We start from the raw sequence: 22,604 nt of genomic DNA on the forward strand, positions 1-22,604 counted from the left end.
TTCAGCCCCGACGCCGCAGTTGCAGGCGGATCGGACCGCCCGGCGCATTCGCCTGCACGACCTGACCGCGGCGCGTGGCCTCCAGCACACCTTCGGCCTGCATCTCGGCGGCAACGCCGCGAACCTTTGGCATCAGGTCGCGCCAGAACTCCGAGTCGAGCCTGCGCGCCGCCTCCGAGGGGCAGAAACTGCTCTCTGCCCCCCGTTCCAGCGCAAGTGCTATCAGCACCGCGCGTATGTCATCGACCGCAGGCATCTCACCCCAGGGCGGCGTCGCACCGCCCGCAGACGCCAGGATGGGCATGGGTGCCGACATCGGGCAGGATCTTCCAGCAGCGCTGGCATTTCTGGCCATCCGCCTTTTCGAAGACCACGCCGATCGCCGGATCCTCCAGCCGGAAGGCGTCCGCCTGCGGCTCTGCTTCGATCACGGTCAGGGCCGAGGTGATGCAGAGATCGGCCATGTCCACAGAGCGCACCGCCGCCGCCGTCTCGGGGTCGGCGATCTGGAGAAGCGGCGCCGCCTCCAGGCTTGCGCCGATCACCTTGTCCTGCCGCTTCAGTTCCAGCGCGCCCGTCACCACGCGGCGCGCGGCGCGGATGCGCTTCCACTTCGCGGCCAGCGGCTCGTCGCGCCAGTCGGTGGGCGTTTCCGGGAAATCCACCAGGTGGACCGAACTTTCCTCGCCCGGGAAGCGGTCGAGCCAGACATCTTCCATGGTGAAGACCAGGATCGGCGCAAGCCAGGTGGTCAGCCGGTGGAACAGCAGATCCAGCACCGTGCGCGACGCGCGCCGGCGCAGGCTGTCAGCCGCGTCGCAATAGAGCGCATCCTTGCGGATGTCGAAATAGAAGGCGGACAGATCCACGGTCGCGAACTGGAACAGCGCCTGGAACACGCCCTGGAAGTCGTATTTCGCATAGCCCTCGCGCACGAGAACGTCGAGTTCCGCCAGCCGGTGCAGCACCCAGCGCTCCAGTTCCGGCATCTCGGAGGGCGTGACGCGCTCGCCCTCGTCCCAGTCGGCAAGGCTGCCCAGAAGGAACCGCATGGTGTTGCGCAGACGGCGGTAGCTGTCGGCGGTGCCCTTCAGGATCTCGGGCCCGATGCGCAGGTCGGCGGTATAGTCCGACTGCGCCACCCACAGCCGCAGGATATCCGCGCCGTATTGCCGGATGACCTCTTCGGGCGCGACGGTATTGCCGAGCGACTTGGACATCTTCATGCCCTTCTCGTCCAGCGTGAAGCCATGCGTCAGCACGCCCTTGTAGGGCGCGCGGCCCTTGGTGCCGCAGGCCTGAAGCATCGAGGAATGGAACCAGCCGCGGTGCTGGTCGGTGCCCTCCAGGTACAGGTCCGCGATCCCGTCCGTGGCGCCGTCGGCACGGTCGCGCAGCACGAAGGCATGGGTCGAGCCGCTGTCGAACCACACGTCGAGGATGTCGAACACCTGCTCCCATTCCGCCGGGTCGTGATCTGCGCCCAGAAAGCGCTCCTTCGCGCCCTTCTCGTACCAGGCATCCGCCCCCTCGACACGGAACGCCTCGGCGATGCGGGCATTCACCTTCGGATCGCGCAGCAGGAAATCCGCATCGTCGGGCTTCGCGCCCTTCCTGACGAAACAGGTCAGCGGCACGCCCCAGGCGCGCTGGCGCGACAGCACCCAGTCGGGCCGCGCCTCGATCATCGAGTGAAGCCGGTTCCGGCCCGTCTGCGGGGTCCATTTCACCAGCCGGTCGATCGAGGCGAGCGCCCGCTCGCGGATCGTCTTGCCATAGCTGTCCATGCCATCGTCGAGCGGCTTGTCGATGGCGGCGAACCACTGCGGCGTATTGCGGAAGATGAGCGGCGCCTTGGACCGCCAGCTGTGCGGATAGCTGTGCTTCAGCCGTCCGCGCGCGATCAGGCTGCCGGCTTCCACCAGCTTGTCGATCACCCGCTTGTTGGCGTCCTTTTCCTTGCCCTTGTGGTCAAAGATCAGCGCACCGCCGAAGAAGGGCAGATCGGCGCGATAGGATCCGTCCTCGAGCACGTTGTAGGTCATCGGCAGGCCGAATTTCTGGCCGATCACATAGTCGTCCGCGCCGTGGCTGGGCGCGGTATGCACGAAGCCGGTGCCGGTGTCGTCGGTCACATGGTCGCCCGGCAGCATCGGCACGTCGAAATCCCATTCGCCATTCGCGCCCTCGAGCCCGCGGAACGGATGCGCGCAAGTGATCCGTTCCAGCTCGTCGGCCGACACCTCGCGCACGCGCTCGAACTTCGCCACCCGCGCCTGCGCCATCACCTCTTCGGCCAGCCTGTCGGCCAGCAGGAAGGTGTCATCGACCTTCGCCCAGTTGTCGTCCGCCGCCTCGGTCACCCGGTAGAGCCCGTAGCTGAGCGCCGGGTTGAAGCAGACCGCACGGTTCTGCGGGATGGTCCAGGGCGTCGTGGTCCAGATCACCACCTGCGCCGCCTCGAGCTGTTCCACCAGCAGGTCGGACCCGAAGCCCACGAAATCGTCGGCCTCCTCGATCGGGCTTGGCCCGTGCAGCGCCTTCACCACCGGGAACTTCACCCAGATGGTGTGGCTCTGATGCTCGTGATACTCGACCTCGGCCTCGGCCAGCGCGGTCTTTTCTACCACCGACCACATGACGGGCTTCGACCCCTGGTAGAGACTGCCGTTCATCACGAACTTCATGAATTCCTCGGCGATCACCGCCTCGGCCTCGAAGTCCATGGTCAGGTAGGGATCGTCCCAGTTGCCGGTGACGCCGAGACGCTTGAATTCCTCGCGCTGCACGTCGATCCAGCCTTCGGCGAACTTGCGGCATTCCTGGCGCAGCTCGACCACCGGGACGTCGTCCTTGTTCTTCCCCTTGGCGCGGTACTGCTCCTCGATCTTCCACTCGATGGGCAGGCCGTGGCAGTCCCAGCCGGGAACGTAGCGGCTGTCGCGGCCCATCATCTGCTGCGAGCGGACGACGAAATCCTTCAGCACCTTGTTCAGCGCGTGGCCGATATGCAGGTGGCCGTTGGCGTAGGGGGGGCCGTCATGCAGGACGAAGCTTTCGCGCCCCGCGGACTTGTCCCGCAGCCGGTGATAGACGCCGATCCGTTCCCACCGGGCCAGCCATTCCGGCTCGCGGGTGGGCAGACCCGCGCGCATCGGGAACTGGGTCCGGGGCAGGTTCAGCGTGTCTTTGTAGTCGGGATGTTCGGGGGTATCGGCGCACATGGCTGGTGATTTCCGTCAATTCGGATCTGCGTTCGGATGAGGTGCGGCGCGGAGCGGTTCCATGCGCCTTGTCCCGGCGACTCAGAGACTGAGCGCCGGGCCGGTAATTCGGGCGATGATCCGAACAGGGGCCAACATGCCCGGCCTTATAGGCAAGGCGGGGTGCTGCGTCCAGACCGCGCACGGCTCAGTCCGCGCCGGGGCGGTCCTGCACGCCCTCGGCCAGGGCGCGCGTCATCCAGCGGTTGACCAGCGCAAGACCCGCCAGCGACAGGCCAAGCCCCAGGAAGGCCGCGACGCGGATCAGCCCCGACAGGCCGCTCATGTCGATCAGGAACACCTTGGCGATGGTGACCGCCGCCGCCAGCACCCCAAGCCTGCGCAGGCTGGGCGACCGCCTGATCCAGGCCGCCAGCATCAGCCCGGCCGCCGTCAGCATCAGCGCCAGCGTATAGCTGTAAAGCTCCGGATCGGTGACGCCCGGCACCGAAAGGTTCCGTCCGCGCCAGATATGCCGGATCTCGAAGGCGACATTCACGGCCAGCAGGAAGACGCCTGCCGCGCGCAGCGTGCCGACGGCCATGGGGTGCCCGAGCCGCGCGATATGCGGCGCCGCCAGCAAAAGCGCGCCCGGCAGGCCATAGGCGACCAGAAGGGTGTTCAGGATCCACGGGCCAAGCACCACCGTCGTCAGATAGCCGCCCAGCGGGCTTGCGAGGGTCAGGCAGAGGGCCATCGCAGTGACGAAGCAAACCGCGGCAAGCCCCGCCAGCGTCAGCGGCAGTAGGCGCATCCGCCCGGCCTCGGGCGCGATCCGCACGAGAGCAAGGGCGATGGAAAGCCAGACGCTGCCAATCAGCGAGATCTGCCAATAGGCCCCTTCGTAGGCGCCGGAAAGCGACTGGAACCAGCGGAACAGCATGGCCGAGGCCAGCACCCCGCAGGTCACCACGAAGGCGCTTTCGACCAGCGCCACCTGCCGGTCGCGCGCCCGCTGCCGCAGCGCCTGCCGTGCCGCGGCCAGCGCCGCCAGCACCGCGGCGTGCGACAGGACGACCATGATCAGACCACCGTCCACCGCCCAGTCGATCCCCGGCACGAAGATCAGCCGCCACAACAGCACCGGCACCGCGACCGCCGTGAAGACGCCCATCTCGCGCAGATCGAACCGCGCATCCATCAGGGCCGCCGCCAGCAGCATGGCGGCCAGCGCCACGGTCAGCGCCGCGAAGCTGAACCAAAGGATCAGCGCGAGGGAAATCAGCGTCAGCGCCATGACCAGATGCGCCGAAAGCCGCAGCGACCGGTCCGCCGCGACCCGCTTGTGCGCGCCTGCAAGCAGGGTCATCAACGCGGCCACAGCGATCACATGCAGCGCCCAGGACCATTGCCCGAGAACCCCGCGCGGCGCCCAGAACAGTTCCAGCGCGATCACCGTCAGCGGCGCGACCGCCGCCGAAAGGATGCTCCACCAGGTCGCGCGCGCCATGCCGGGCCGCAGCGCCCGCCAGCCGGCCAGCGCCGAGGCCAGCGCCGCGCCAAGCACGATCGCGGTGACGGTGAAGGGCGGCGGCGTGTCGGGTTCGAACTCGGGCGCCCGCCAGCCGTCGAACAGGGCAAAGCCCGGCACCCCCAGCGCCGCGCCCCCGATCACGATGGCCAGCGCAGCCAGCGCCGGCACCACCGCCAGATCATCCAGCGCCGGCGCGTCGCGCAGCCACAACACAAAGGCCGCGAACAGCAGAAGCAGGACAGCCAGCGCCGCACCGAAACTCAGCGCATCGTCCTGCATCACGTTCCAGGCGATCGCAGCGGCGGCCAGCGTGGTGCCGGCGACCAGCCGGGTCGGAAACTCCGGCCAGGCCTGCGGCCCGGGAAGCCCGGCGCGCAGCAAGGCGCCAAAGGCCATCGGCCCGGCATGGCGGGGGACCAGGCTCCAGACCGGGATCGCGGCGCTTGCCGCCACCGAGACCAGCGAGAAGGCAAGGAACCAGACCCCGCCCCCCTGGCCCAGGTAGAGCAGCGCCGCCGCTCCATGCCCCAGAAGCAGCGCAAGGGTCGAGATCCAGGCCGCGCGCCGGGCGGCGTCGATCGCCAGCCCAAGCGCGGCAACACCCCAGAAATAGGCGTAGAGCCAGTAGGGGCTTTCCGCGTCGCCCCCCACGAGAAACGGCGCGGCAACCCCGCCCAGAAGCCCGATCGAGGCGAGAAACGGGCCATGCAGCCAGCCCAGAAGCACCCCGCCCGCGGCCGTCAGCGCAAGCGCCGCGAAGGCAAGCTCGGGTCCGATCAGGCCGTAAAGCTGCCGCGCCGCAAGGATGCCCGCGAAGATCGACACGAGCCCCGCGCCCCCGAAGGCAGAGGCGATGGTCTCGCGGATCTGCGCATCTGCGCTGGCAAGCGTGCGGCGCACCCCTTCGCCCGCGCCGATCAGGACCAGACCCAGGACCACCGCCCCCAGCACCCGCATCGGCGGGGTCAGGATGCCGCTCTCTATGCCGTACTGGACAAGGAATACCCCGGCCAGGCCCAGCGACACCGCGGCCACGACAAGAAACCAGTTGTCGCGCAACCAGTGGCCCAGCTGCGTCAGGCGTTCGGGGCGAAACACGATCACGGGCGGAACGCTGTCCGCCGGGGCCGGCGGCGCGGATGCGGGTTCCGCGATTGCATCCCTGGCCGGGCGCGGGGGCTCCTCCGTCGCGGGCGGGGCCGGCTCGGATGCGGGCGCTTCGCTCCTTTCGACGGATGGCGCTGGCGCGCCGGCCGCCGCATCCGGGCCACGCTCCAGAAGCGCGACGCGGCGTGACAGGCGACGGTGATCGACGATCAGCCAGATCACCGCTGCCGGCAGCCCCAGCAGGAGCACGACGCCGAGAAGCCCGAAAATGAAACCCATGCGCCGTCCCCGCCGGTTATGTTGCGGCGATCCTGTGCCGGCTTGCCGGGCGCGTCAACGGCCCTGGATCAGCCGAACAGGCCGGTCAGCGCGCGCTGGACCAGCCGCGTGACCCGCGGGCGCGGCAGCGCGGCAAAGGGCATCGGGCGGCAGACCTCCATCGCGGCGATGCCGACACGGGCCGTCAGCGCCCCGTTCACCACCCCCTCGCCAAAGCGGCGGGACACCTTGGCCAGCGCCCCGCCGCCCGCGACGGATGAGATAAGGTCGTCACCCACCGCGACAGCCCCGGTGGCCAGCAGGTGCCGCGCCACCCCCCGCATCAACCGCCACGAGCCCAGCGTGCCCGCCCGCCCGCCATAGATCTCGGCGATGCGCCGGATCATCCGAAGATTTGCGGCCAGCGCCACGGCGACATCGGCCAGCGCCAGCGGCACAAGGGCGGTGGCGGCAGCGACCTGGCGCGCGGCGGCCTCCACCTCGGCGCGGGCAGCGGCGTCGAGCGCGGCGAACAGGGCCGTCTCTGTCGCATGCATCAGCGCATCCGCATCGAGGATGTCGTCCTCACGCCGCTCCAGATCCTCGAGCGGCAGGCGCAGCTCCGCCCGGCCCGCATAGAAGCCGCGCAGCCGCCGCGACACGTCGAGCGCCAGCGCCCGGTCCCGCCGCGCCTCGGGGTCGGTCGCGCGGGTCTGCAGGCGGTCCACCCGCGCCAGCCGCGACAGGCCCGCCAGTTCGCGCAGGACGATCACCACCAGCGCCAGCCCGACGATCGCAGCCAGCCCCGCCGCGACCCAGCCCAGCGCCGGGGCGCGGGCGAAAAGTCCCAGCACGAAATCCCAGGCGGCAAGCCCGATCATCATGGTCAGCAGCCCGGCCAGCGCCGACAGCGCCAGGCGACCCAGCCAGCTGCCACGCCGCGCCGCGGTCCGTGTCGCGCGCACCATCGCGGCGCCCTGCGGTGGCAGTTCTCCCATTTCCGGGACCGGTGGCGCATCCTGCACCGGAACGGCGGGCTCCAGCGCGTCGGCGTCCAGAACGAAGGGCTTCTCGGGGGGGCGGCTCATCGGGTCTCTCCCTGGCGCCAGACATACTCGATGTCCGGCAGGCGTTCCGCGTTGTCGGCACCGTCGCTGGCGCCGGTGGCCACGAAGCCCTCGCGCTCGTAGAAGGCGCGGGCACCGGTGTTGGCGGCATGGGTCCAGAGCAGCAGCGCCGGCCTGAGTTCCTTGGCCGCATCGAGAAGGCGCGCCCCCAGCCCCTTGCCGCGCGCGCCACGGGCGACATAGAGGCAGGCGACATAGCCGCCCTCGAGCAGGATGAAGCCGTCGATCCGGTCGCTTTCGGCGACGATGCCCAAGCCCTGGCGCATCCGCGCGGCGACCGCGCCCTCGCGCGCTTCGGGCGGGTCCGATCGCGGATACCACGGCGTTTCCGCCGCCCAGTCGCGCAGGATCGCCGCGCAGGCGGCGGCATCCGTGGTCCGTGCCTCGCGCAGCACCGCCCTCACAGCAGCCGGTCCCCGATCAGGAACTCGGCGACCCGGTCCATGCGGATATGCGGAGGGCCCTCGCCGGGGCGCAGGTTCAGCTTTGGCGGGGCGAAACCCATCACGGCGAAATCGGCGTCGAGCCAACGCTCCGCCCCCTGCCGCGCGGGAACCATCAGCGAAGCCGGATCGTCCGGCAGCCGGCCCGCGAACAGGGCGGCCTCGCGCCCGGTCTCGGCCAGCGTTCCGCGCACGCAGGGCACCAGGTCGCCACCCTGCCGCACCTCGGCCTCGACCGTGGCGCGCAGGGCGGCGATGGCGAAGCTGCGGGTCTGCGCCCCCTTGTAGGTGGCGCGGGCGCGGGCGTCGGCGACCAGCGCCTCCATGATCCCGGACAGCGCGTCGTGCTGGCCGTGGTGCAGGTGATCGGCCTTGGTCGCGGCAAAGGCGATCCGCTCGATCCGGCGGCCCAGGATGCGCGACAGCCAGCTGTTCGGCCCGGGGCGAAAGGCTTGCAGGATATCGGCCATGGCCAGGCGCAGATCCTCGACCGCGCGCGGGCCGGCATGGATCGCGCCCAGCGCATCGACCAGCACGATCTGCCGCTCGATCGCCGCGAAATGGTCGCGGAAGAACGGTTTCACCACCACCCGCTTGTAGCTTTCGAAGCGTCGCTCGAAGGCCGCGTAGAGACTGCCGTCGCGGGCACGCCGGGACGGGGCGGGCAGCGGCGCAAAGGTCAGGGCGGGCGATCCCTCCAGCTCGCCGGGCAGCAGGAAGCGGCCGGGGGCACAGCCCGAGAAGCCGGCCGCGCGCGCGGCGTGCAGATATGCGGTGAAGCCGCGCGCAAGACCCTGTGCCGCCACCTCGTCCAGCGCCGCCGTGCCGTCCGTCTCGCGCGCGGCGGCCAGCCAGTCCCGCGCCAGCGCGATGCGGCCCGGCGCCTCGGCCTGGGTCAGCGCCTTTTCCGACCACTCGGCATAGCTCTGGGCCAGAAGCGGCAGGTCCAGAAGCCACTCGCCGGGGTAGTCCACGATGTCCAGATGGACCGTGCGCGGCCCGGTGAGCCCGGTCAGGAACCCGGTCGGGCGTACCCTGAGCGACAGGCGCAGTTGCGATATGGTGCGCGTGCTCTCGGGCCAGTGCGGCTGCGGGCCGGTCAGGGCGGCGATGTGATCCTCATAGGCGAAGCGCGCCACCGCGTCGTTCGGCTGCGGCTGGAGAAAGGCCAGCATCAGCCGCCCGTCGGCCGCCGCGCGCAACTGGGGCATGCGACCGGGGTTCAGCAAGTTGGCGACAAGCGACGTGATGAACACCGTCTTGCCGGCGCGCGACAGGCCGGTGACGCCCAGCCGGATCACCGGCTCGAACAACAGCTCCTCGGTCCGGGCCTGGATCTGTTCCAGCCCGCGGCCCAGCCCGTCCGCGATGTCGCCGATCCCCGCCATGCTGCCCCTGTCCTGCGGCGCCTGTGCGCCCTTTTCGTGCCCGATGTATGCAGCCGGGCCTGCGAATTACAGTGCAGGCTTGGCAAAACCGGGGCAAGGCGCTAGGCCCCGCGCATGCCGCGCTATGCCCTGAAAATCGAGTATGATGGCCGCCCCTTCTGTGGCTGGCAGCGCCAGTCCGCCCTGCCCAGCGTGCAGGCGGCGGTGGAGGAGGCGTTGCGCAGGCTCGAGCCGGATGTCGGCACCATCGCGGCCGCCGGTCGGACGGATGCCGGGGTTCACGCCACGGGCCAGGTGGCGACGGTCGACCTTTCGCGGGACTGGACGCCGTTCCGCCTGTCCGAGGCGCTGAACTACCACCTGAAGCCCGCACCGGTCGCGATCCTGGCCGCGGCCAGGGTGCCCGAGGATTTCCACGCGCGTTTCTCGGCGATCGAGCGGCGCTACATGTTTCGCCTGATCGTGCGCCGGGCGCCGCTGACCTTCGAGGCGGGGCAGATCTGGCAGGTGCGCCAGGCCCTCGACCTCGAGTCCATGCGGGAAGGGGCGCGGCACCTGCTGGGGCGGCACGACTTCACCACCTTCCGCTCGTCGATATGCCAGGCCGACAGCCCGGTGCGCACACTCGACCGGCTGGAGGTGACGGCCCATCCGCGCGCCGACGGCACCGAGTACCGCTTCGACGTGCGCGCCCGCAGCTTCCTGCACAACCAGGTGCGCAGCTTCGTCGGCACGCTCGAACGCGTGGGCGCCGGCGCCTGGCGGCCCGAGGATGTGAAGGCAGCGCTCGAGGCCCGCGACCGCGCGGCCTGCGGCCCGGTCAGCCCACCCTCGGGGCTGTACCTGACCCATGTCGGCTATCCGCAGGATCCCTTCGCGGACTGAGGGGCATTGCGCCGGGCGTCAGGTACCCAGCACCTCGCGGACCATCGCCTCGAAACCGCGCGGATCCTCGGCATGGAGCCAGTGACCGCGCCCTTCCATGGTCAGGATCCGCGCCTTAGGGAAATACCCTCGCAACGCGTCGAGCCGCGCGTCCGAAACGTAGTCGGACGCACCGCCGCGCAGGAACGCCATCTCTCCGTCATGGCGCGCGTCGATCTCCGGGAAGCCGATGATCCGCGGCATCTGGTCCGCCAGCGCCGCAAGATTGAGCCGCCAGCGCGGGGCCCCGTCGTCCAGCGACAGGCTTTGCAGCAGGAACGCGCGCAGCATCGCGTCGGGCAGGCTGGACTTGAGTTGGGCATCCGCGTCGGACCGCCGCGAGACCATGCTCAGGTCCACGGCACGAAGGGCTTCGACCACATGCGCCTGCGTATGGCTATAGGGCACCGGCGCGATGTCGGCGACGATCAGGTGCCGCAAAAGCTCGGGACGGGTCAGCGCCAGCACCATCGCCGCCTTGCCTCCCATCGAATGGCCCAGCAGGTCCGCCTTGCCGCCAAGATGTTCGATCACCCGCGCCAGGTCCGTGGCCATCGCCTCGTAGCCGTGGTCGGGATGGTGGAAGCTGTCGCCGTGGTTGCGCATGTCCACCGCGACCACGCGGCGCGCATCGCTCAGCCGCTTCGCGATCACGTTCCAGTTCCGCGCCGAGCCGAACAGCCCGTGCGCGATCACCAGCGGCACCGAACCGGGGCCGGGATGGTCGATCATGTTCAGCATGCGTGTCTCGCTCACCAGGCAGCCTCGTAGATGGACAGCGCGTCGGCCTCGGTGACCTCGCGCGGATTGTTGACCAGAAGCCGGGTCTGCTTCATCGCGTCCGACGCCATCCGGGGCAATGCGTCGCGGGGGATGTCCACGTCGCGCAACCGTTGCGGCACGCCCAGCCGGGCGGAAAGCGCGGTCAGCGCGTCGATGAACTCCGCCGTCACCGCCTGGCTGCCGCCATCGCCCAGCGCCGGGAACACATGCGGGGCAAGCGCCGCGTAATCCGCCCCCGCCGCCGGCGCGTTGAAGCGCATCACCGGGGCCAGCACCAGCGCGTTCGACAGCCCGTGCGGGATGTGAAAGATGCCGCCAACCGGATAGGCCAGCGCATGCACGGCGGCGACCGGGCTGTTCGCAAAGGCCTGGCCCGCCAGCATGGCGCCCAGCAGCATCTCGCCCCGCGCGGCAACGTCGGATCCGTCCGCGACGGCCCGCTCGATGTTTGCGCCCAGGCGCCGCAACGCCTCGATGGCCAGCGTCCGGCTGATGGGGTTGTTGTTGGCCGAGCGCGAGGTATAGGCCTCGATCGCGTGCACCATCGCGTCGATGCCGGTCGCCGCCGTCGCAAGCGGCGGCAGGCCAAGCGTCAGTTCCGGGTCCAGCACGGCAAGGTCGGGCAGGATCACGGGCGACGACACGCCGCGCTTTTCGTCCGCGCCCACCGTGATGATGCTGACCGGCGTCACCTCGGACCCGGTGCCGGCGGTGGTCGGCACCAGCACCAGCGGCAGGCGCGGCCCGCGCGCCTGCCCCACGCCCCAGGCGGCGTCCAGATCCTCGCCCGAGCCCAGCAGCAGCGCGGCCAGCTTGGCCACATCCATGGGAGAGCCGCCACCGAAGCCCAGAACCCCGGTCGCGCCCGCCTCCGAGCCAAGCGCCACTGCCGCCTCGAGCGTGCGGCGCGATGGGTCCGCCTCGACCGCGTCGAACACCGTCACGGCGCAAGCGCGCGCCAGGGCCTGCTCCAGGCCGTCCGAAAGGCCCGCCCTGCGCAGCCCGGCATCGGTGACCAGCAGCACCCGCGGGCCAAGCCGGGACGCGATCTCGGGTACGGTGGCCGCAAGCTGGCCGGCCCCGAAACGCAGCGATGGCGTGGTGTTGAACTGGAATGTCTGGGTCATCTGCCTGTCCTTTCGCGGGCACCCTATCCCGGCACGCGCGGAAAGGAAAAGACCCGGCCCGACCGGCCTGTGTCTCCTGCGCTGTGGGGATCGCAACTTCGGCGTAACGACTGTGGCGCTAGCCTTGCGGCATGGTCGAGTCGCTCTTCACCCTGCTTCTTGCCGGCTGCGCCGATGACGGAAGTTTCTGCACCCTGCTGGAACGGCGGACGCTGGCGGTCCATGACGTCGCCGCCTGCGAGGCGATGCTCGACCTCCGCCTGTCGGACCTGACGGCGGAATATCCCGTGTTTGTCGGCATCTGCCTGTCCGGCAGCGAGGCCGCCGCTCCGGCAGGCTGGAACCTCGACCGACCGGAAGCGTTGCCAAAAGACATAAGCGCGTAAACTTTGTGATAAATGATACATGCGCTTTTGCGCGCTTTTCGCTATATCAGGGGTGCCAGTTCGCCTGGCGGGGAAAAACGGAACTCTCCCGGACCGATACACCCCGCCGGACCGTCCATCGGACCGCTGGCGGGTAATAGTCGCCGGCGCGTATTTGCCGGATCATTTGTGGGGGCCATCGGACAGGGAAATTGCCGCCCTGATCAACCCCGGGGCCATTTCGGGGCCGCGTCAAAGGCGCGGCCCCTTCTCTTTCCGAAATCGGCTCAGCGGGGCTTCACTTGCGCCCTGAGGCGGCGCACCCGCGGCGCCATGTCCTCGAGCCCCTTCCAGGCGATCCCCTGATCGGCCGCGTCAAGACACCCCTCGGCCCGCTTCCACAGGGCCGCCGCCGCCTCCCGTTCGCCGCGCAGAGCGGCCAGCTCCGCCTCGGCCAGCCGTGCCTTGGCGCGCTGGATCCATGCCTCCACGTTGAGGCGGACCACCACTTCGGACAGCTTGGCATTCCAGGGCACCGGCGCGAGCAGGTCGAAATTGTCGCTGTCGTCGTAGCGGCTCCAGTCCGGCTCCAGCATCTCGGGCGTCAGCACGGGAAACATCTCGCACAGCTCCCGGTTCGATCCGGCGAAACGTTTCTGTATCGCGCGGGCCTTCTCGATACCAAGCTTCAGCGGCTCGCCGCCGCTCAGCTCCTCGATGAACAGGCTGCGATTCTGGTTCAGCCGACCCTCGATCGCCATGGGCCGGTCGAGATTGTTGACCAGCGCGATGGTGTGCACGTCCAGCGCGGAGTTCACCTTGGGGATCACCGCGAAATCGCCCGCCGTCAGACCGAAGCGGTCGCAGAACCAGTCGATGGTCGAGCGCACCCGCTTGTACGGCACCAGCGTGAGCTGCGGGAACGCGCCCTGCCACAGACGCGCCAGTTCGAGATAGTTGAAATAGGGGTTCTTCGGGAACGGGCCCTTGGCGTCGGGCTGGATCTTGCCGCCGGCCCGAACCGTCGTGGAAAGCGTCGAGAGCCACAGATCGACTTGCGGACGCAGGACGCAGACCACCTCGATCTCGTCGAAATGGCGGCCCAGAAGCCCGGCCAGATCGGCAACCGCCTCGGGGCTGAGCAGGCGCGAGTGGCAATGTTCGCTCGAGATGACGAAATGCCCGACGCGTTTCTTCCGGGCCGCCGCGACCTCCCGGGCAAGCCCTGCCTCGACTTCGGCCCGAAAGGCGGTATGGCGCTCGGGGCTCGTGAGACCATAGGCCGCGAAGGACTCGTCGGGGATGTCGAAGCCGCGCGCATAGGTGGCGATCTTGCGATTCGTCGTTCGATCCAGCGTCTCGCTGAACCAGATGCCGTGGCTCACCAGCGCCTTGTCGTTCACATGCAGCCAGTTCTGCAGCGCGGTCGTGCCGGTCTTTTCCGTGCCGATATGCAGCAGCAGCTTCATCCAGAGGCGTCCCCCGTAAATCGATCCCGACCCGGCACGCATGCCGACGGAGCCACGCGCGACGGCCTCCGCCCTGCTGCATAATCCGAGAGAAGCGAACAAGGCAATGCAGTGATCCGGCAGGCGCGGCCACGGGTCTTCTACGCCGAAAGAACGGGCAAGAGGGACAACACGAGAAGGAAGGCCATCACGCGGTTGAACAGGCGCAGCCGGCGCGGGCTGGTCAGGAACCGACGCAGCTCGCGCCCCAGCACCGCCCACAGGCTGACCGACGGCAGGTTCACAAGGCCAAGGATCAGCGCCAGAAGCAGGATCGTGGGCACGTCGCGTTCGGGCGCATACAGCCCGACCGCGCTCAGGGCCATCGCCCAGGCCTTGGGGTTCACCCACTGGAAACCGGCCGCCTGCAAGAAGGTCAGCGGCCGGCCCCCTGCGGCGCCCGGCTCTGGCGGCGCGGCGCGGGCAATCTTCCAGGCAAGCCACAGCAGGTAGCCGACGCTTGCCACGATCAGCGCGTCCTGCCCCGCGGGCCAGATCTCGAACAGGCGCATGACGCCCAGGCCAACGCCCACCACCATCACCATGAAGCCGATGCCGATGCCCAGCATGTGCGGCACCGTGCGCCTGAGCCCGAAATTCGCACCCGACGCCATCAGCATCAGGTTGTTGGGGCCCGGCGTGATCGAGGTCACGAAGGCAAAGGCGATCAGCGCGGAAAGAATCTCTGGCGTCATGGCGCAACTATCTGCGATGGAAAGACGCATGAAATTTCTTTATCGGTCCCACTCTCACCTTAAACGCATGAAATTACGGCCATGGATCTTATCGACGACAGAATATTGCAAGAGCTTGTCCGAGACGGCCGTATCACCAACGCCGCCCTTGCCGAGCGGGTGGGCCTTTCGCCATCGGCCTGTCTGCGGCGGGTGCAGGAACTGGAACGGCGGGGGGTGATCGCCGGCTACCGCGCGGTGCTCGATCGCGGGCGGTTGGGCATCGGCTTTGTCGCCTATGTCTCCGTCGGGCTGTCGGTCCATACCAAGGCCAGCCAGCAGGCCTTCGAGCACGCGATGGCCGGCGCGCCCGAGGTGGTCGAATGCCACAACGTCACCGGCACCGTGGAATACCGGCTTCGGGTCGAGGTGCCGGACCTTGCCGCCTACAAGCGGTTCCACACCGATATCCTTGGCACCCTGCCGCAGGTCACGTCGCTGACCTCCTATGTCGTGATGGGCTCGCCCAAGGACCTGCGCGGCTAGGGGCGGCCCCTTGCGAAACGGCCGAAAACTAACTACTCCGGCGCGCGATCCCCGAAAAAAGGCGGTGTACAGATGTCCAAGCCCAAGAAAGTCGTTCTCGCCTATTCCGGCGGCCTCGACACGTCGATCATCCTGAAGTGGCTGCAGACCGAATATGGCTGCGAGGTCGTGACCTTCACCGCCGATCTGGGCCAGGGCGAGGAACTGGACCCCGCCCGCAAGAAGGCCGAGCTGCTGGGCATCAAGCCCGAGAACATCTACATCGAGGATGTCCGCGAGGAATTCGTGCGCGACTTCGTCTTCCCGATGTTCCGCGCCAACGCCGTCTACGAGGGGCTGTACCTGCTCGGCACCTCGATCGCGCGGCCCCTGATCTCCAAGCGCCTGGTGGAAATCGCCGCCGAGACCGGCGCCGACGCGGTTGCCCACGGCGCCACCGGCAAGGGCAACGACCAGGTGCGGTTCGAGTTGTCGGCCTATGCGCTGAACCCCGAGATCAAGGTCATCGCGCCCTGGCGCGAGTGGGACCTGACCAGCCGCACCCGGCTTCTGGAATTCGCCGAGGCGAACCAGATCCCGATTGCCAAGGACAAGCGCGGCGAAGCGCCCTTCAGCGTTGACGCCAACCTCCTGCACACCTCGTCCGAGGGCAAGGTGCTGGAGGATCCGTCCAAGGAAGCCCCCGACTATGTCGTGCAGCGCATCACGCCCCCCGAACAGGCGCCCGATACGCCCGAATACATCGAGATCGGGTTCGAGCGCGGCGACGCCGTGTCGATCGACGGCGAGGCGATGTCGCCTGCCACGCTGCTGACCGCGCTGAACGCCTATGGATCGAAGCACGGCATCGGCATTCTCGACCTGGTCGAGGGCCGTTTCGTCGGCATGAAATCGCGCGGCATCTACGAGACGCCGGGCGGCACGATCCTTCTGGCGGCCCATCGCGGGATCGAGTCGATCACGCTCGACCGGGGGGCGGCGCATCTCAAGGACGAGCTGATGCCGCGTTACGCGGAACTGATCTACAACGGCTTCTGGTTCTCGCCCGAGCGCGAGATGCTCCAGGCGCTGATCGACCGCAGCCAGGAGCATGTCACCGGCACGGTGCGGCTGAAGCTCTACAAGGGCAATGCATCGGTCGTGGGCCGCTGGTCCGAGCACTCGCTCTATTCCGAGCAGCACGTCACCTTCGAGGAAGACGCCGGCGCCTACGACCAGAAGGACGCGGCCGGCTTCATCAAGATCAACGCGCTGCGCCTGAAACTGCTGGCCGCGCGCAACCGGCGCGTCGGCTGAAACGCACCTTGATCGCGCCGGCTCAGACCGGCGCGATCAGCCCCGCGAAATGCAGGCCGATCCCGGCCAGCGCGCCCGCGATCACCAGCACATGCATGGGCCAGGGCCGCCGCATAGCGGCCGCGGCAAACAACGCCAGCAGCGCCACCTTGGGCCATTCCGGCGCCAGCCAGCCTGCGGGCAGCAGCGCCGCCGTGCCCAGGTAGACGGCCAGGTTCAGAACCACCCCGACCACCGCCGCCGACACGCCTGCCAGCGCGCGGCGCAGGAGCGGCATCCCCTCGACCGCGGCGACGAAGGGCGCCACGGCCAGGATCAGCATGAAGCTGGGCGCAAAGGTGTAGAAGGTGGCCAGCACCGCGGTGGTGGCGCCCGCGGCGGCGGTGCCGTCCGCGCTCCACCCGGCGAAGAACCCGGCATAGGTGTTGACCAGGATCAGCGGCCCCGGCGTCGCCTCGGCGATGGCAAGGCCGTTCAGCATCTGGGCTGCGGAAAGCCAGCCATAGGTCTCGACCGCGCGTTCGGCCACATAGGGCAACAGGGCATAGGCGCCGCCGAAGGACACGAAGGCGGCCGAGGTGAACAGCGTGGCCACCCCGTCATGCGGATCGGGGCCCAGCGTCACCCGCACCAGCCCCCAGACCAGCGCGATCAGTCCAAGCCCGATCCCGAGCGTGGGCAGCACATGCCCCAGCCCGAACCGCGCGGCCGAGGATGGGCCCGCCGGGGCGGATGGTGCAAGGAAAAGCCCCGCCAGCGCCGCGAGCGCCACGATCAGCGGGAATGGCAGCCCCAGCGCCCAGATGCCCAGGAACGCGAGTGACGCCAGCGCCCAGTCGGCGGGTTGCTTCAGCGTCCGCCCCGCCAGCATCCGCAGCGCGCGCGCCACGATCACCAGCACCGCAGGCTGGATGCCGTAGAACAGCGCCGCCACCAGCGGCACGGACCCCTTGGCGGCCGCGACCCAGGCCAGCAGGATCATCAGCGCGGCGCCGGGCAGGATGAAGGCAAGCCCCGCCGCCATGCCACCGCGCACCCCGTGCAGCCGCCAACCAAGCCAGGTGGCCAGCTGCTGCGCCTCTGGCCCCGGCAACACCATCGCGACGCTCAGCCCGCGGCGGAAATCCTCGGGGCTGACCCAGCCGCGGCGGTCCACGATCTCGTCCTGCATCAGCGCGATCTGCCCGGCCGGGCCGCCGAAGGACAGAAGCCCGATCTTCACATAGACGCCGATCGCCTCTTTCAGGGAACCCACGCCCATCGCCCGCCCTTCCATCGACGCCCCGCCCGGAATTAGCGCGCCGCCCAAAGGCGGAAAGCCCCGGGCGGGCCGGTCAGAACGCCATGCCGGCCAGGTTGTTGACCAGGATCCGCTGCACCGCATAGAGCGCGACGATCAGCACCAGCGGCGCCAGATCGATGCCGCCCATCGGCGGCAGCACCTTGCGGATCGGCGCGTAGAGCGGCTCGAGGATCCGGTTCAGACCTGACCAGATCTGGTAGACGAAGGGCTGGCGCAGGTTCAGGACGTCGAAATTGACCAACCAGCTGAGGATCACCTGGGCCAGGACCAGGAACCACAGGATGTCGATGACGAAAAGCAGGATCTGCAGGATCGAGGTCATTGGCGCCGGGCCCCGGATGTTGCGGTTGCCATGACACCTAACCAGCGGCCACGAACCGCGCAACCCCTGCGCGGCGCTCCGCCACGCCGGGCGCGTCGGGCAACGTCCGATTGCGGCGGGCGGCGGCCCGCGATAGCCTCGTCCGGGAGTTGGATCAAGGAAAGGAGTGTTCCCCATGCTCCATGGACTCATGCGCGCCGGCATCCTGGCGCTGCCGGCGGCCCTGCTGTTGCTGGCCGCCGCGCCCCAGGCACAGGCGCAGCCGCGCGGCTGCCCGCCGGGCCTGGCGAAAAAGGATCCGCCCTGCGTGCCCCCGGGCCTTGCCAAGCGCGGCGGGGACAGGGACCGCGACCGCGACCGCGACCGCGATGACGTCGTGATCGAGATCGACGGCCGCTACTACCGCCTGGGAGAGCGGCTGCCGACCCGCGAATATGTGATCCTGCGCGATTACGAACGCCGTGGCCTGCCGCCCCTGCGGGACGGCAACGTCTACCTGCGGATCGACAACGAGGTGGTCGAGGCGGTCGCCGCGACCGGACTTCTGGTCCGGACGCTGGGCGCCTGGAACGATCTTCTGAACTGAGCCCTTCGGCGCGCGCGATCTTCCCAAGTCCGCGCGCGCCTGCTACCCCCGCAGGCAGTACCCCCCGGAGCCGCCTGCCGTGACCACACCCACTTCCGACAACCTGCGCGGCGCGCTCTACATGACGCTGGCGATGGCCGGATTCGGCTTCAACGATGCGGCGATGAAGACGGCGCTGGCGGAACTGCCGCTCTATCCGGCCATGCTGATCCGCGGGATATTCACCGTGGTGGCCTTGTTCCTGCTGGCCTGGGCCAGCGGCGCGCTGCGCTGGCGCCCGCAGCGGCGGGACGCGGGGCTGATCACCCTGCGCTCCATCGCCGAGGTCGCCTCGACCGTCACCTTCCTGACCGCGCTGGCGAACATGCCCATCGCCTCGACCACGGCGATCCTGCAATCGGCACCTCTCGCCGTGACGCTGGCCGCCGCGCTGTTCCTGGCCGAACCCGTCGGCTGGAAGCGCGGTGTCGCGCTGGCGATCGGCTTTTCAGGCGTGCTTCTGATCATCCGGCCCGGCGCGGACAGCTTCAACCCCTACGCCATCTTCGCCGTGGGCACCGTCATCGCCATCGTCTTCCGCGACCTGCTCACGCGGCAGCTTTCCAGGGGCGCACCGTCGCTGCTCGTGGCGCTCGTCACCTCGGTCGTCATCACGCTTACCGGCGCGATCGGCAGCCTGACCGCGCCGTTTCCGCAGGTGGGCCCGGCCACGCTGATCCCGCTGGCCATATCCGCCGCCTGCCTGATCGTCGGCTACACCTTTTCGGTCAGTTCCATGCGGGTGGGCGACATCGCCTTCGTCGCCCCGTTCCGCTATTCGATCCTGCTCTGGGCGCTGATCCTGGGCGTCGTCGTGTTCGGAGATATCCCCGACACGCTGACCCTGATCGGGGCGGCGCTGATCGTGGCGACCGGGCTCTTCACCTTCTGGCGCGAACAGCGCGTGGCGCGGCGCGCGGTGGCCATGCGCCAGCCGCTGCGCTAGGGGCGTCGCATGGCCACCCCCCGCCTTTCCCGCGGCGCGCGTGCCTGGATGCTCTTCGACTGGGCCAACCAGCCCTTTCACACCCTGATCATCACCTTCATCTTCGGCCCCTATTTCGCCGCGCAGGTGGTGGGCGACCCCGTCGCGGGCCAGGCGCTCTGGGCCGACATGAACCTGGTCGCGGGGCTCAGCGTGGCGCTTCTGGCGCCGGTTCTGGGCGCGGTGGCGGATGCAAGCGGCCGGCGCAAGCCCTGGATCGGTGGTTTCACGCTGCTCTGCGCCATAGGGTGCTGCGGGCTCTGGCTGGCCGCGCCGGGCGTGGCGCCGCTCTGGCCGGTGATGGTGTTCTTCGTGCTGGCCTTTCTCGGGTCGGAATTCGCGCTGATCTTCTCGAACGCGATGCTGCCCGACCTCGGCCCGCGGCAGGAAATCGGGCGCATCTCGGGCTCGGGCTGGGCCATGGGCTATCTTGGCGGCGTGTTGGCGCTGATCCTGGTGCTGATGTTCCTCGCACCGGCGGGGGCGAGCGACGTCACGCTTATCGGGTTGCCGCCGCTTTTCGGCCTCGACCCCGCCAGCGGCGAGCCGGCCCGCGCCACCGGCCCCCTCTCGGCCCTCTGGTTCCTGGTCTTCGCCCTGCCCCTTTTCCTCTACACCCCCGACGCGGCGCGCCGGATGGCGCTGGGTCCGGCCATCGGCCACGGGCTGCGGTCACTGCGCGGCACCCTTGGGCGGCTGCCACGGCATACCGCGCTCTGGCGCTACCTGCTCGCGTCGATGGTCTACCGCGACGGGCTGGCGGGGCTGTTCGCCTTTGGTGGCATCTATGCCGCGGGGGTGCTGGGCTGGGGGCTGACCGAGCTTGGGCTCTTCGGCATCGTCGCCGCCCTGACCGGCGCGCTTGGCGCATGGGTCGGCGGCCGCGCCGACCGCGCCTTCGGCCCGCGGCCGGTGATCGCCAGTTCGATCGTTGCGCTGATCGCGGTCGCCTGCGCAGCCCTTGCCACCTCGCGCACGGCGGTGTTGCTGATCCCGGTCGCTGCCGAAAGCCGCCTGCCCGACATCACCTTCTTTCTCTGCGGGGCCATGCTCGGCGCGGCGGGCGGATCGCTTCAGGCCGCGTCGCGCACCATGCTGGTGCATCTGGCCGAACACCGCCTGCCAATGACCGAGGCCTTCGGGCTTTACGCGCTGTCAGGCCGGGCGACCGCCTTCCTTGCGCCCCTTCTGATCGGGATTGCCACCACGGCCAGCGGCAGCCAGGCCCTTGGCGTCAGCCCGGTGATTGCGCTCTTCGCGCTGGGGCTGGGTCTGCTATACTGGGTCAAACCCCATCAAGAGGCCCGAGCATGATCCGATCCCTTCTGGCCAGCCTCGCGTTTTGCGCTGCCCTGGCATATCCGGCCGGCGCACAGACCCCCGCGAAACAGCTTTTCGGCGCAGCCGCCACGCCGTCGGAACACGCGCCCGCCCCGTTCGGCAGCTATTCCGCGGGCTGTCTTGCCGGGGCCGTGGAACTGCCCGAGACCGGCCCCTCCTGGCAGGCGATGCGCCTGTCGCGCAACCGCAACTGGGGTCATCCCGAAACCATCCGCTTCGTCCAGCGGCTGTCGATTGCCGCCCAGCGCATCGGCTGGAACGGCATCTATGTCGGCGACATCTCGCAGCCGCGCGGGGGGCCGATGCTGACCGGCCATGCCAGCCACCAGATGGGGCTCGACATGGATATCTGGATGCTGCCGCCCGACCGCCTCGACCTGACCCGGGCCGAGCGCGAGCGTATCTCCTCGATCGACGTGCGCACGCCCGACCAGCGCAACGTCAACGGCAACTGGACCGACAGCCATCACCGCCTGCTGCGTGCCGCCGCCAGCGACCCCGCGGTCGCGCGGATCTTCGTCACGCCCCCGGTCAAGCTGCGCATGTGCGCCGACGAGACGGGCGACCGGGCCTATCTGCGCAAGATCCGCCCATGGTGGGGTCACAACACCCATTTCCATGTCCGGCTGAACTGCCCCGCGGGTGCCGCGGGTTGCGTCGAGCAGGATCCGATCCCGCCGGGAGATGGCTGCGCCGACGCGGTCTGGTGGGTGACCGAGGCGCTGGAGCCCGCCAAGCCCGACCCGAACGCCCCACCCCCCGAGCCGCGGCGCGACCTGACCCTTGCCGACCTGCCCCAGCAATGCGCCGCCATCCTGCGCTGATCGCGGCCCTGGCCTGGCTGGCCGCGGGATGCGCCGACGCCCAGCCCGCACCGCCGGCGCTGGTTCAGGAGGCGGCGATCACCTGGCGCGCGGGCGACCGGGCTGTCGCCTCGCTCTCTGGCCTCGCGCTCGATCCTGATGGCAACCGCTTCGTCGCCGTCAACGACAAGGGGTTCTTCGTCACGGGCCAGCTCGAAAGGACCGAGGGGCGGCTGACGGGCGTCTCGCTGCTTGCCTCGGGGCCGCTGCTCGATCCGCGGGGCGCGTCGGTGCGCCGCTACGACGTGGATGCCGAGGGCGTCACGCTGGGGCCCGACGGGCGGCTGCATATCTCGTTCGAGGCCAATCACCGCGTCTGGGCCTATGCCGACCTGGCCGGCCCGGCCGACCCGCTGCCGATCCCGGCCGCGTTTCGCGCGCTACAGAACAATTCCGGCCTCGAGGCGCTGTTCACCGGGCCAGACGGGGCGATCCACGCGATCCCAGAACGCTCGGGCGAACTGGACCGTCCCTTCCCGGTCTACCGGTTCGACGGCACGCGCTGGGACGTGGCCTTCACCGTTCCGCGCCGCCCGCCACACCTGGTGACGGGGGCCGATCTGGGCCCGGACGGCAGGCTCTACCTGCTCGAGCGGCACTGGAACGGGCTTCTCAGCTTTTCCAGCCGCATCCGCAGCTTCCGCATCAACCCGGACGGACTCCGGGACGAGCTGATCCTGCTCGAAAGCCCGCTCGGCACATATGACAATCTCGAGGGTATCTCGGTCTGGCGCGATCCGCAGGGCCGGATCCGCGTCACCGTCATTTCCGACGACAACAACAGCATCCTGCAACGGACAGAGATCGTGGAATTCCGGCTGGACGCGCCCCAACCGCCGCGCCCGATCCTGCGCGGCGACACCACGCCGCCGACGCAATGAC

General features: G+C 69.3%; 21 protein-coding genes. 9 read left to right on the forward strand and 12 right to left on the reverse strand.

Annotated features, from left to right (window positions below; all coding sequences use genetic code 11):
* Position 1: 1 nt before the first annotated feature.
* The 6 genes from HMH01_RS14090 to HMH01_RS14115 all read right to left on the reverse strand — a co-directional run bounded on the left by HMH01_RS14090 (position 2) and on the right by HMH01_RS14115 (position 9,060).
* Positions 2 to 256: a DUF3253 domain-containing protein gene (locus tag HMH01_RS14090; RefSeq protein ID WP_171326400.1), complete on the reverse strand. Its 255-nt coding sequence runs from the start codon at positions 254 to 256 to the stop codon at positions 2 to 4.
* A gap of 1 nt (position 257) precedes the next feature.
* Complete coding sequence (gene ileS / locus HMH01_RS14095; protein ID WP_171326401.1) at positions 258 to 3,224, reverse strand: isoleucine--tRNA ligase; 2,967 nt, start codon at positions 3,222 to 3,224, stop codon at positions 258 to 260.
* Positions 3,225 to 3,411: 187 nt separating this feature from the next.
* Entirely contained in the window at positions 3,412 to 6,123 is a 2,712-nt protein-coding gene (locus tag HMH01_RS14100; protein WP_171326402.1) for a DUF2339 domain-containing protein, read from the reverse strand.
* A 68-nt stretch (positions 6,124 to 6,191) separates the two neighbouring features.
* Positions 6,192 to 7,190, reverse strand: coding sequence for a YcjF family protein (locus HMH01_RS14105; protein WP_171326403.1), 999 nt, complete (start codon positions 7,188 to 7,190; stop codon positions 6,192 to 6,194).
* On the reverse strand, positions 7,187 to 7,633 hold the full coding sequence (locus HMH01_RS14110) for a GNAT family N-acetyltransferase (RefSeq protein ID WP_171326404.1): 447 nt from the start codon (positions 7,631 to 7,633) through the stop codon (positions 7,187 to 7,189). Before HMH01_RS14110 ends, HMH01_RS14105 begins: the two co-directional genes overlap by 4 nt.
* Positions 7,630 to 9,060 carry a YcjX family GTP-binding protein gene (locus HMH01_RS14115; RefSeq protein ID WP_171326405.1) on the reverse strand — a complete coding sequence of 477 codons (1,431 nt, stop codon included), beginning with the start codon at positions 9,058 to 9,060 and terminating at the stop codon, positions 7,630 to 7,632. The genes HMH01_RS14110 and HMH01_RS14115 overlap by 4 nt, the downstream gene beginning before the upstream one ends.
* Positions 9,061 to 9,174: 114 nt before the next feature.
* On the opposite strand from HMH01_RS14115, the gene truA reads away from it, so the two are divergent.
* The gene (gene truA / locus HMH01_RS14120; RefSeq protein ID WP_171326406.1) at positions 9,175 to 9,945 is read left to right on the forward strand and encodes a tRNA pseudouridine(38-40) synthase TruA; all 771 of its coding nucleotides are present in this window, start codon (positions 9,175 to 9,177) and stop codon (positions 9,943 to 9,945) included.
* Positions 9,946 to 9,963: 18 nt separating this feature from the next.
* Here truA and HMH01_RS14125 read toward each other — a convergent pair whose 3' ends face one another.
* Positions 9,964 to 10,740: an alpha/beta fold hydrolase gene (locus HMH01_RS14125; protein WP_343035313.1), complete on the reverse strand. Its 777-nt coding sequence runs from the start codon at positions 10,738 to 10,740 to the stop codon at positions 9,964 to 9,966.
* Entirely contained in the window at positions 10,737 to 11,894 is a 1,158-nt protein-coding gene (locus HMH01_RS14130; protein ID WP_171326407.1) for an iron-containing alcohol dehydrogenase, read from the reverse strand. The genes HMH01_RS14125 and HMH01_RS14130 overlap by 4 nt, the downstream gene beginning before the upstream one ends.
* Before the next feature lie 131 nt (positions 11,895 to 12,025).
* On the opposite strand from HMH01_RS14130, the gene HMH01_RS14135 reads away from it, so the two are divergent.
* Positions 12,026 to 12,280, forward strand: coding sequence for a hypothetical protein (locus HMH01_RS14135; RefSeq protein WP_171326408.1), 255 nt, complete (start codon positions 12,026 to 12,028; stop codon positions 12,278 to 12,280).
* A gap of 266 nt (positions 12,281 to 12,546) precedes the next feature.
* Here the strand turns inward: HMH01_RS14135 and HMH01_RS14140 are convergent, their stop codons facing one another.
* Both HMH01_RS14140 and HMH01_RS14145 read right to left on the reverse strand, forming a co-directional pair.
* Positions 12,547 to 13,728, reverse strand: a complete 1,182-nt coding sequence (locus HMH01_RS14140) for a hypothetical protein (protein ID WP_171326409.1) — start codon at positions 13,726 to 13,728, stop codon at positions 12,547 to 12,549.
* A 140-nt stretch (positions 13,729 to 13,868) separates the two neighbouring features.
* The gene (locus tag HMH01_RS14145; RefSeq protein ID WP_171326410.1) at positions 13,869 to 14,462 is read right to left on the reverse strand and encodes a LysE family translocator; all 594 of its coding nucleotides are present in this window, start codon (positions 14,460 to 14,462) and stop codon (positions 13,869 to 13,871) included.
* Between the two features lie 81 nt (positions 14,463 to 14,543).
* Here HMH01_RS14145 and HMH01_RS14150 point away from each other — a divergent pair, with 81 nt between their 5' ends.
* Complete coding sequence (locus HMH01_RS14150) at positions 14,544 to 14,987, forward strand: Lrp/AsnC family transcriptional regulator (RefSeq protein WP_171326411.1); 444 nt, start codon at positions 14,544 to 14,546, stop codon at positions 14,985 to 14,987.
* Positions 14,988 to 15,059: 72 nt separating this feature from the next.
* Positions 15,060 to 16,283, forward strand: coding sequence for an argininosuccinate synthase (locus tag HMH01_RS14155; RefSeq protein WP_171326412.1), 1,224 nt, complete (start codon positions 15,060 to 15,062; stop codon positions 16,281 to 16,283).
* A 22-nt stretch (positions 16,284 to 16,305) separates the two neighbouring features.
* Here HMH01_RS14155 and chrA read toward each other — a convergent pair whose 3' ends face one another.
* Together chrA and HMH01_RS14165 are read right to left on the reverse strand one after the other, a co-directional pair.
* Positions 16,306 to 17,544 carry a chromate efflux transporter gene (chrA, locus tag HMH01_RS14160; RefSeq protein ID WP_171326413.1) on the reverse strand — a complete coding sequence of 413 codons (1,239 nt, stop codon included), beginning with the start codon at positions 17,542 to 17,544 and terminating at the stop codon, positions 16,306 to 16,308.
* Between the two features lie 73 nt (positions 17,545 to 17,617).
* Entirely contained in the window at positions 17,618 to 17,908 is a 291-nt protein-coding gene (locus HMH01_RS14165) for a YggT family protein (RefSeq protein WP_171326414.1), read from the reverse strand.
* Between the two features lie 175 nt (positions 17,909 to 18,083).
* Between HMH01_RS14165 and HMH01_RS14170 the strand changes: the two genes are divergently transcribed.
* The 5 genes from HMH01_RS14170 to HMH01_RS14190 all read left to right on the forward strand — a co-directional run bounded on the left by HMH01_RS14170 (position 18,084) and on the right by HMH01_RS14190 (position 22,603).
* On the forward strand, positions 18,084 to 18,494 hold the full coding sequence (locus tag HMH01_RS14170; protein ID WP_171325357.1) for an excinuclease ABC subunit A: 411 nt from the start codon (positions 18,084 to 18,086) through the stop codon (positions 18,492 to 18,494).
* Positions 18,495 to 18,573: 79 nt separating this feature from the next.
* Complete coding sequence (locus HMH01_RS14175; RefSeq protein ID WP_343035314.1) at positions 18,574 to 19,479, forward strand: DMT family transporter; 906 nt, start codon at positions 18,574 to 18,576, stop codon at positions 19,477 to 19,479.
* A gap of 9 nt (positions 19,480 to 19,488) precedes the next feature.
* Complete coding sequence (locus HMH01_RS14180) at positions 19,489 to 20,832, forward strand: MFS transporter (protein WP_171326415.1); 1,344 nt, start codon at positions 19,489 to 19,491, stop codon at positions 20,830 to 20,832.
* Positions 20,829 to 21,683: a penicillin-insensitive murein endopeptidase gene (gene mepA, locus HMH01_RS14185; protein WP_171326416.1), complete on the forward strand. Its 855-nt coding sequence runs from the start codon at positions 20,829 to 20,831 to the stop codon at positions 21,681 to 21,683. The genes HMH01_RS14180 and mepA overlap by 4 nt, the downstream gene beginning before the upstream one ends.
* Complete coding sequence (locus tag HMH01_RS14190) at positions 21,662 to 22,603, forward strand: esterase-like activity of phytase family protein (RefSeq protein WP_171326417.1); 942 nt, start codon at positions 21,662 to 21,664, stop codon at positions 22,601 to 22,603. The genes mepA and HMH01_RS14190 overlap by 22 nt, the downstream gene beginning before the upstream one ends.
* Position 22,604 lies beyond the last annotated feature (1 nt).

Source organism: Halovulum dunhuangense (genome assembly GCF_013093415.1).
In the GTDB taxonomy this organism is placed as follows: domain Bacteria; phylum Pseudomonadota; class Alphaproteobacteria; order Rhodobacterales; family Rhodobacteraceae; genus Halovulum; species Halovulum dunhuangense.

Excerpts from the sequence above, each read along its gene's own strand:
- HMH01_RS14180 (WP_171326415.1), top strand. The coding sequence starts at position 19,489 with ATGGCCACCCCCCGCCTTTCCCGCGGCGCGCGTGCCTGGATGCTCTTC.
- HMH01_RS14145 (WP_171326410.1), bottom strand. The coding sequence starts at position 14,462 with ATGACGCCAGAGATTCTTTCCGCGCTGATCGCCTTTGCCTTCGTGACC.
- HMH01_RS14100 (WP_171326402.1), bottom strand. The coding sequence starts at position 6,123 with ATGGGTTTCATTTTCGGGCTTCTCGGCGTCGTGCTCCTGCTGGGGCTG.
- HMH01_RS14105 (WP_171326403.1), bottom strand. The coding sequence starts at position 7,190 with ATGAGCCGCCCCCCCGAGAAGCCCTTCGTTCTGGACGCCGACGCGCTG.
- HMH01_RS14090 (WP_171326400.1), bottom strand. The coding sequence starts at position 256 with ATGCCTGCGGTCGATGACATACGCGCGGTGCTGATAGCACTTGCGCTG.
- HMH01_RS14140 (WP_171326409.1), bottom strand. The coding sequence starts at position 13,728 with ATGAAGCTGCTGCTGCATATCGGCACGGAAAAGACCGGCACGACCGCG.
- truA (WP_171326406.1), top strand. The coding sequence starts at position 9,175 with ATGCCGCGCTATGCCCTGAAAATCGAGTATGATGGCCGCCCCTTCTGT.
- ileS (WP_171326401.1), bottom strand. The coding sequence starts at position 3,224 with ATGTGCGCCGATACCCCCGAACATCCCGACTACAAAGACACGCTGAAC.
- mepA (WP_171326416.1), top strand. The coding sequence starts at position 20,829 with ATGATCCGATCCCTTCTGGCCAGCCTCGCGTTTTGCGCTGCCCTGGCA.
- HMH01_RS14155 (WP_171326412.1), top strand. The coding sequence starts at position 15,060 with ATGTCCAAGCCCAAGAAAGTCGTTCTCGCCTATTCCGGCGGCCTCGAC.
- HMH01_RS14190 (WP_171326417.1), top strand. The coding sequence starts at position 21,662 with ATGCGCCGCCATCCTGCGCTGATCGCGGCCCTGGCCTGGCTGGCCGCG.
- HMH01_RS14165 (WP_171326414.1), bottom strand. The coding sequence starts at position 17,908 with ATGACCTCGATCCTGCAGATCCTGCTTTTCGTCATCGACATCCTGTGG.
- HMH01_RS14135 (WP_171326408.1), top strand. The coding sequence starts at position 12,026 with ATGGTCGAGTCGCTCTTCACCCTGCTTCTTGCCGGCTGCGCCGATGAC.
- HMH01_RS14150 (WP_171326411.1), top strand. The coding sequence starts at position 14,544 with ATGGATCTTATCGACGACAGAATATTGCAAGAGCTTGTCCGAGACGGC.
- chrA (WP_171326413.1), bottom strand. The coding sequence starts at position 17,544 with ATGGGCGTGGGTTCCCTGAAAGAGGCGATCGGCGTCTATGTGAAGATC.
- HMH01_RS14115 (WP_171326405.1), bottom strand. The coding sequence starts at position 9,060 with ATGGCGGGGATCGGCGACATCGCGGACGGGCTGGGCCGCGGGCTGGAA.
- HMH01_RS14170 (WP_171325357.1), top strand. The coding sequence starts at position 18,084 with ATGCTCCATGGACTCATGCGCGCCGGCATCCTGGCGCTGCCGGCGGCC.
- HMH01_RS14130 (WP_171326407.1), bottom strand. The coding sequence starts at position 11,894 with ATGACCCAGACATTCCAGTTCAACACCACGCCATCGCTGCGTTTCGGG.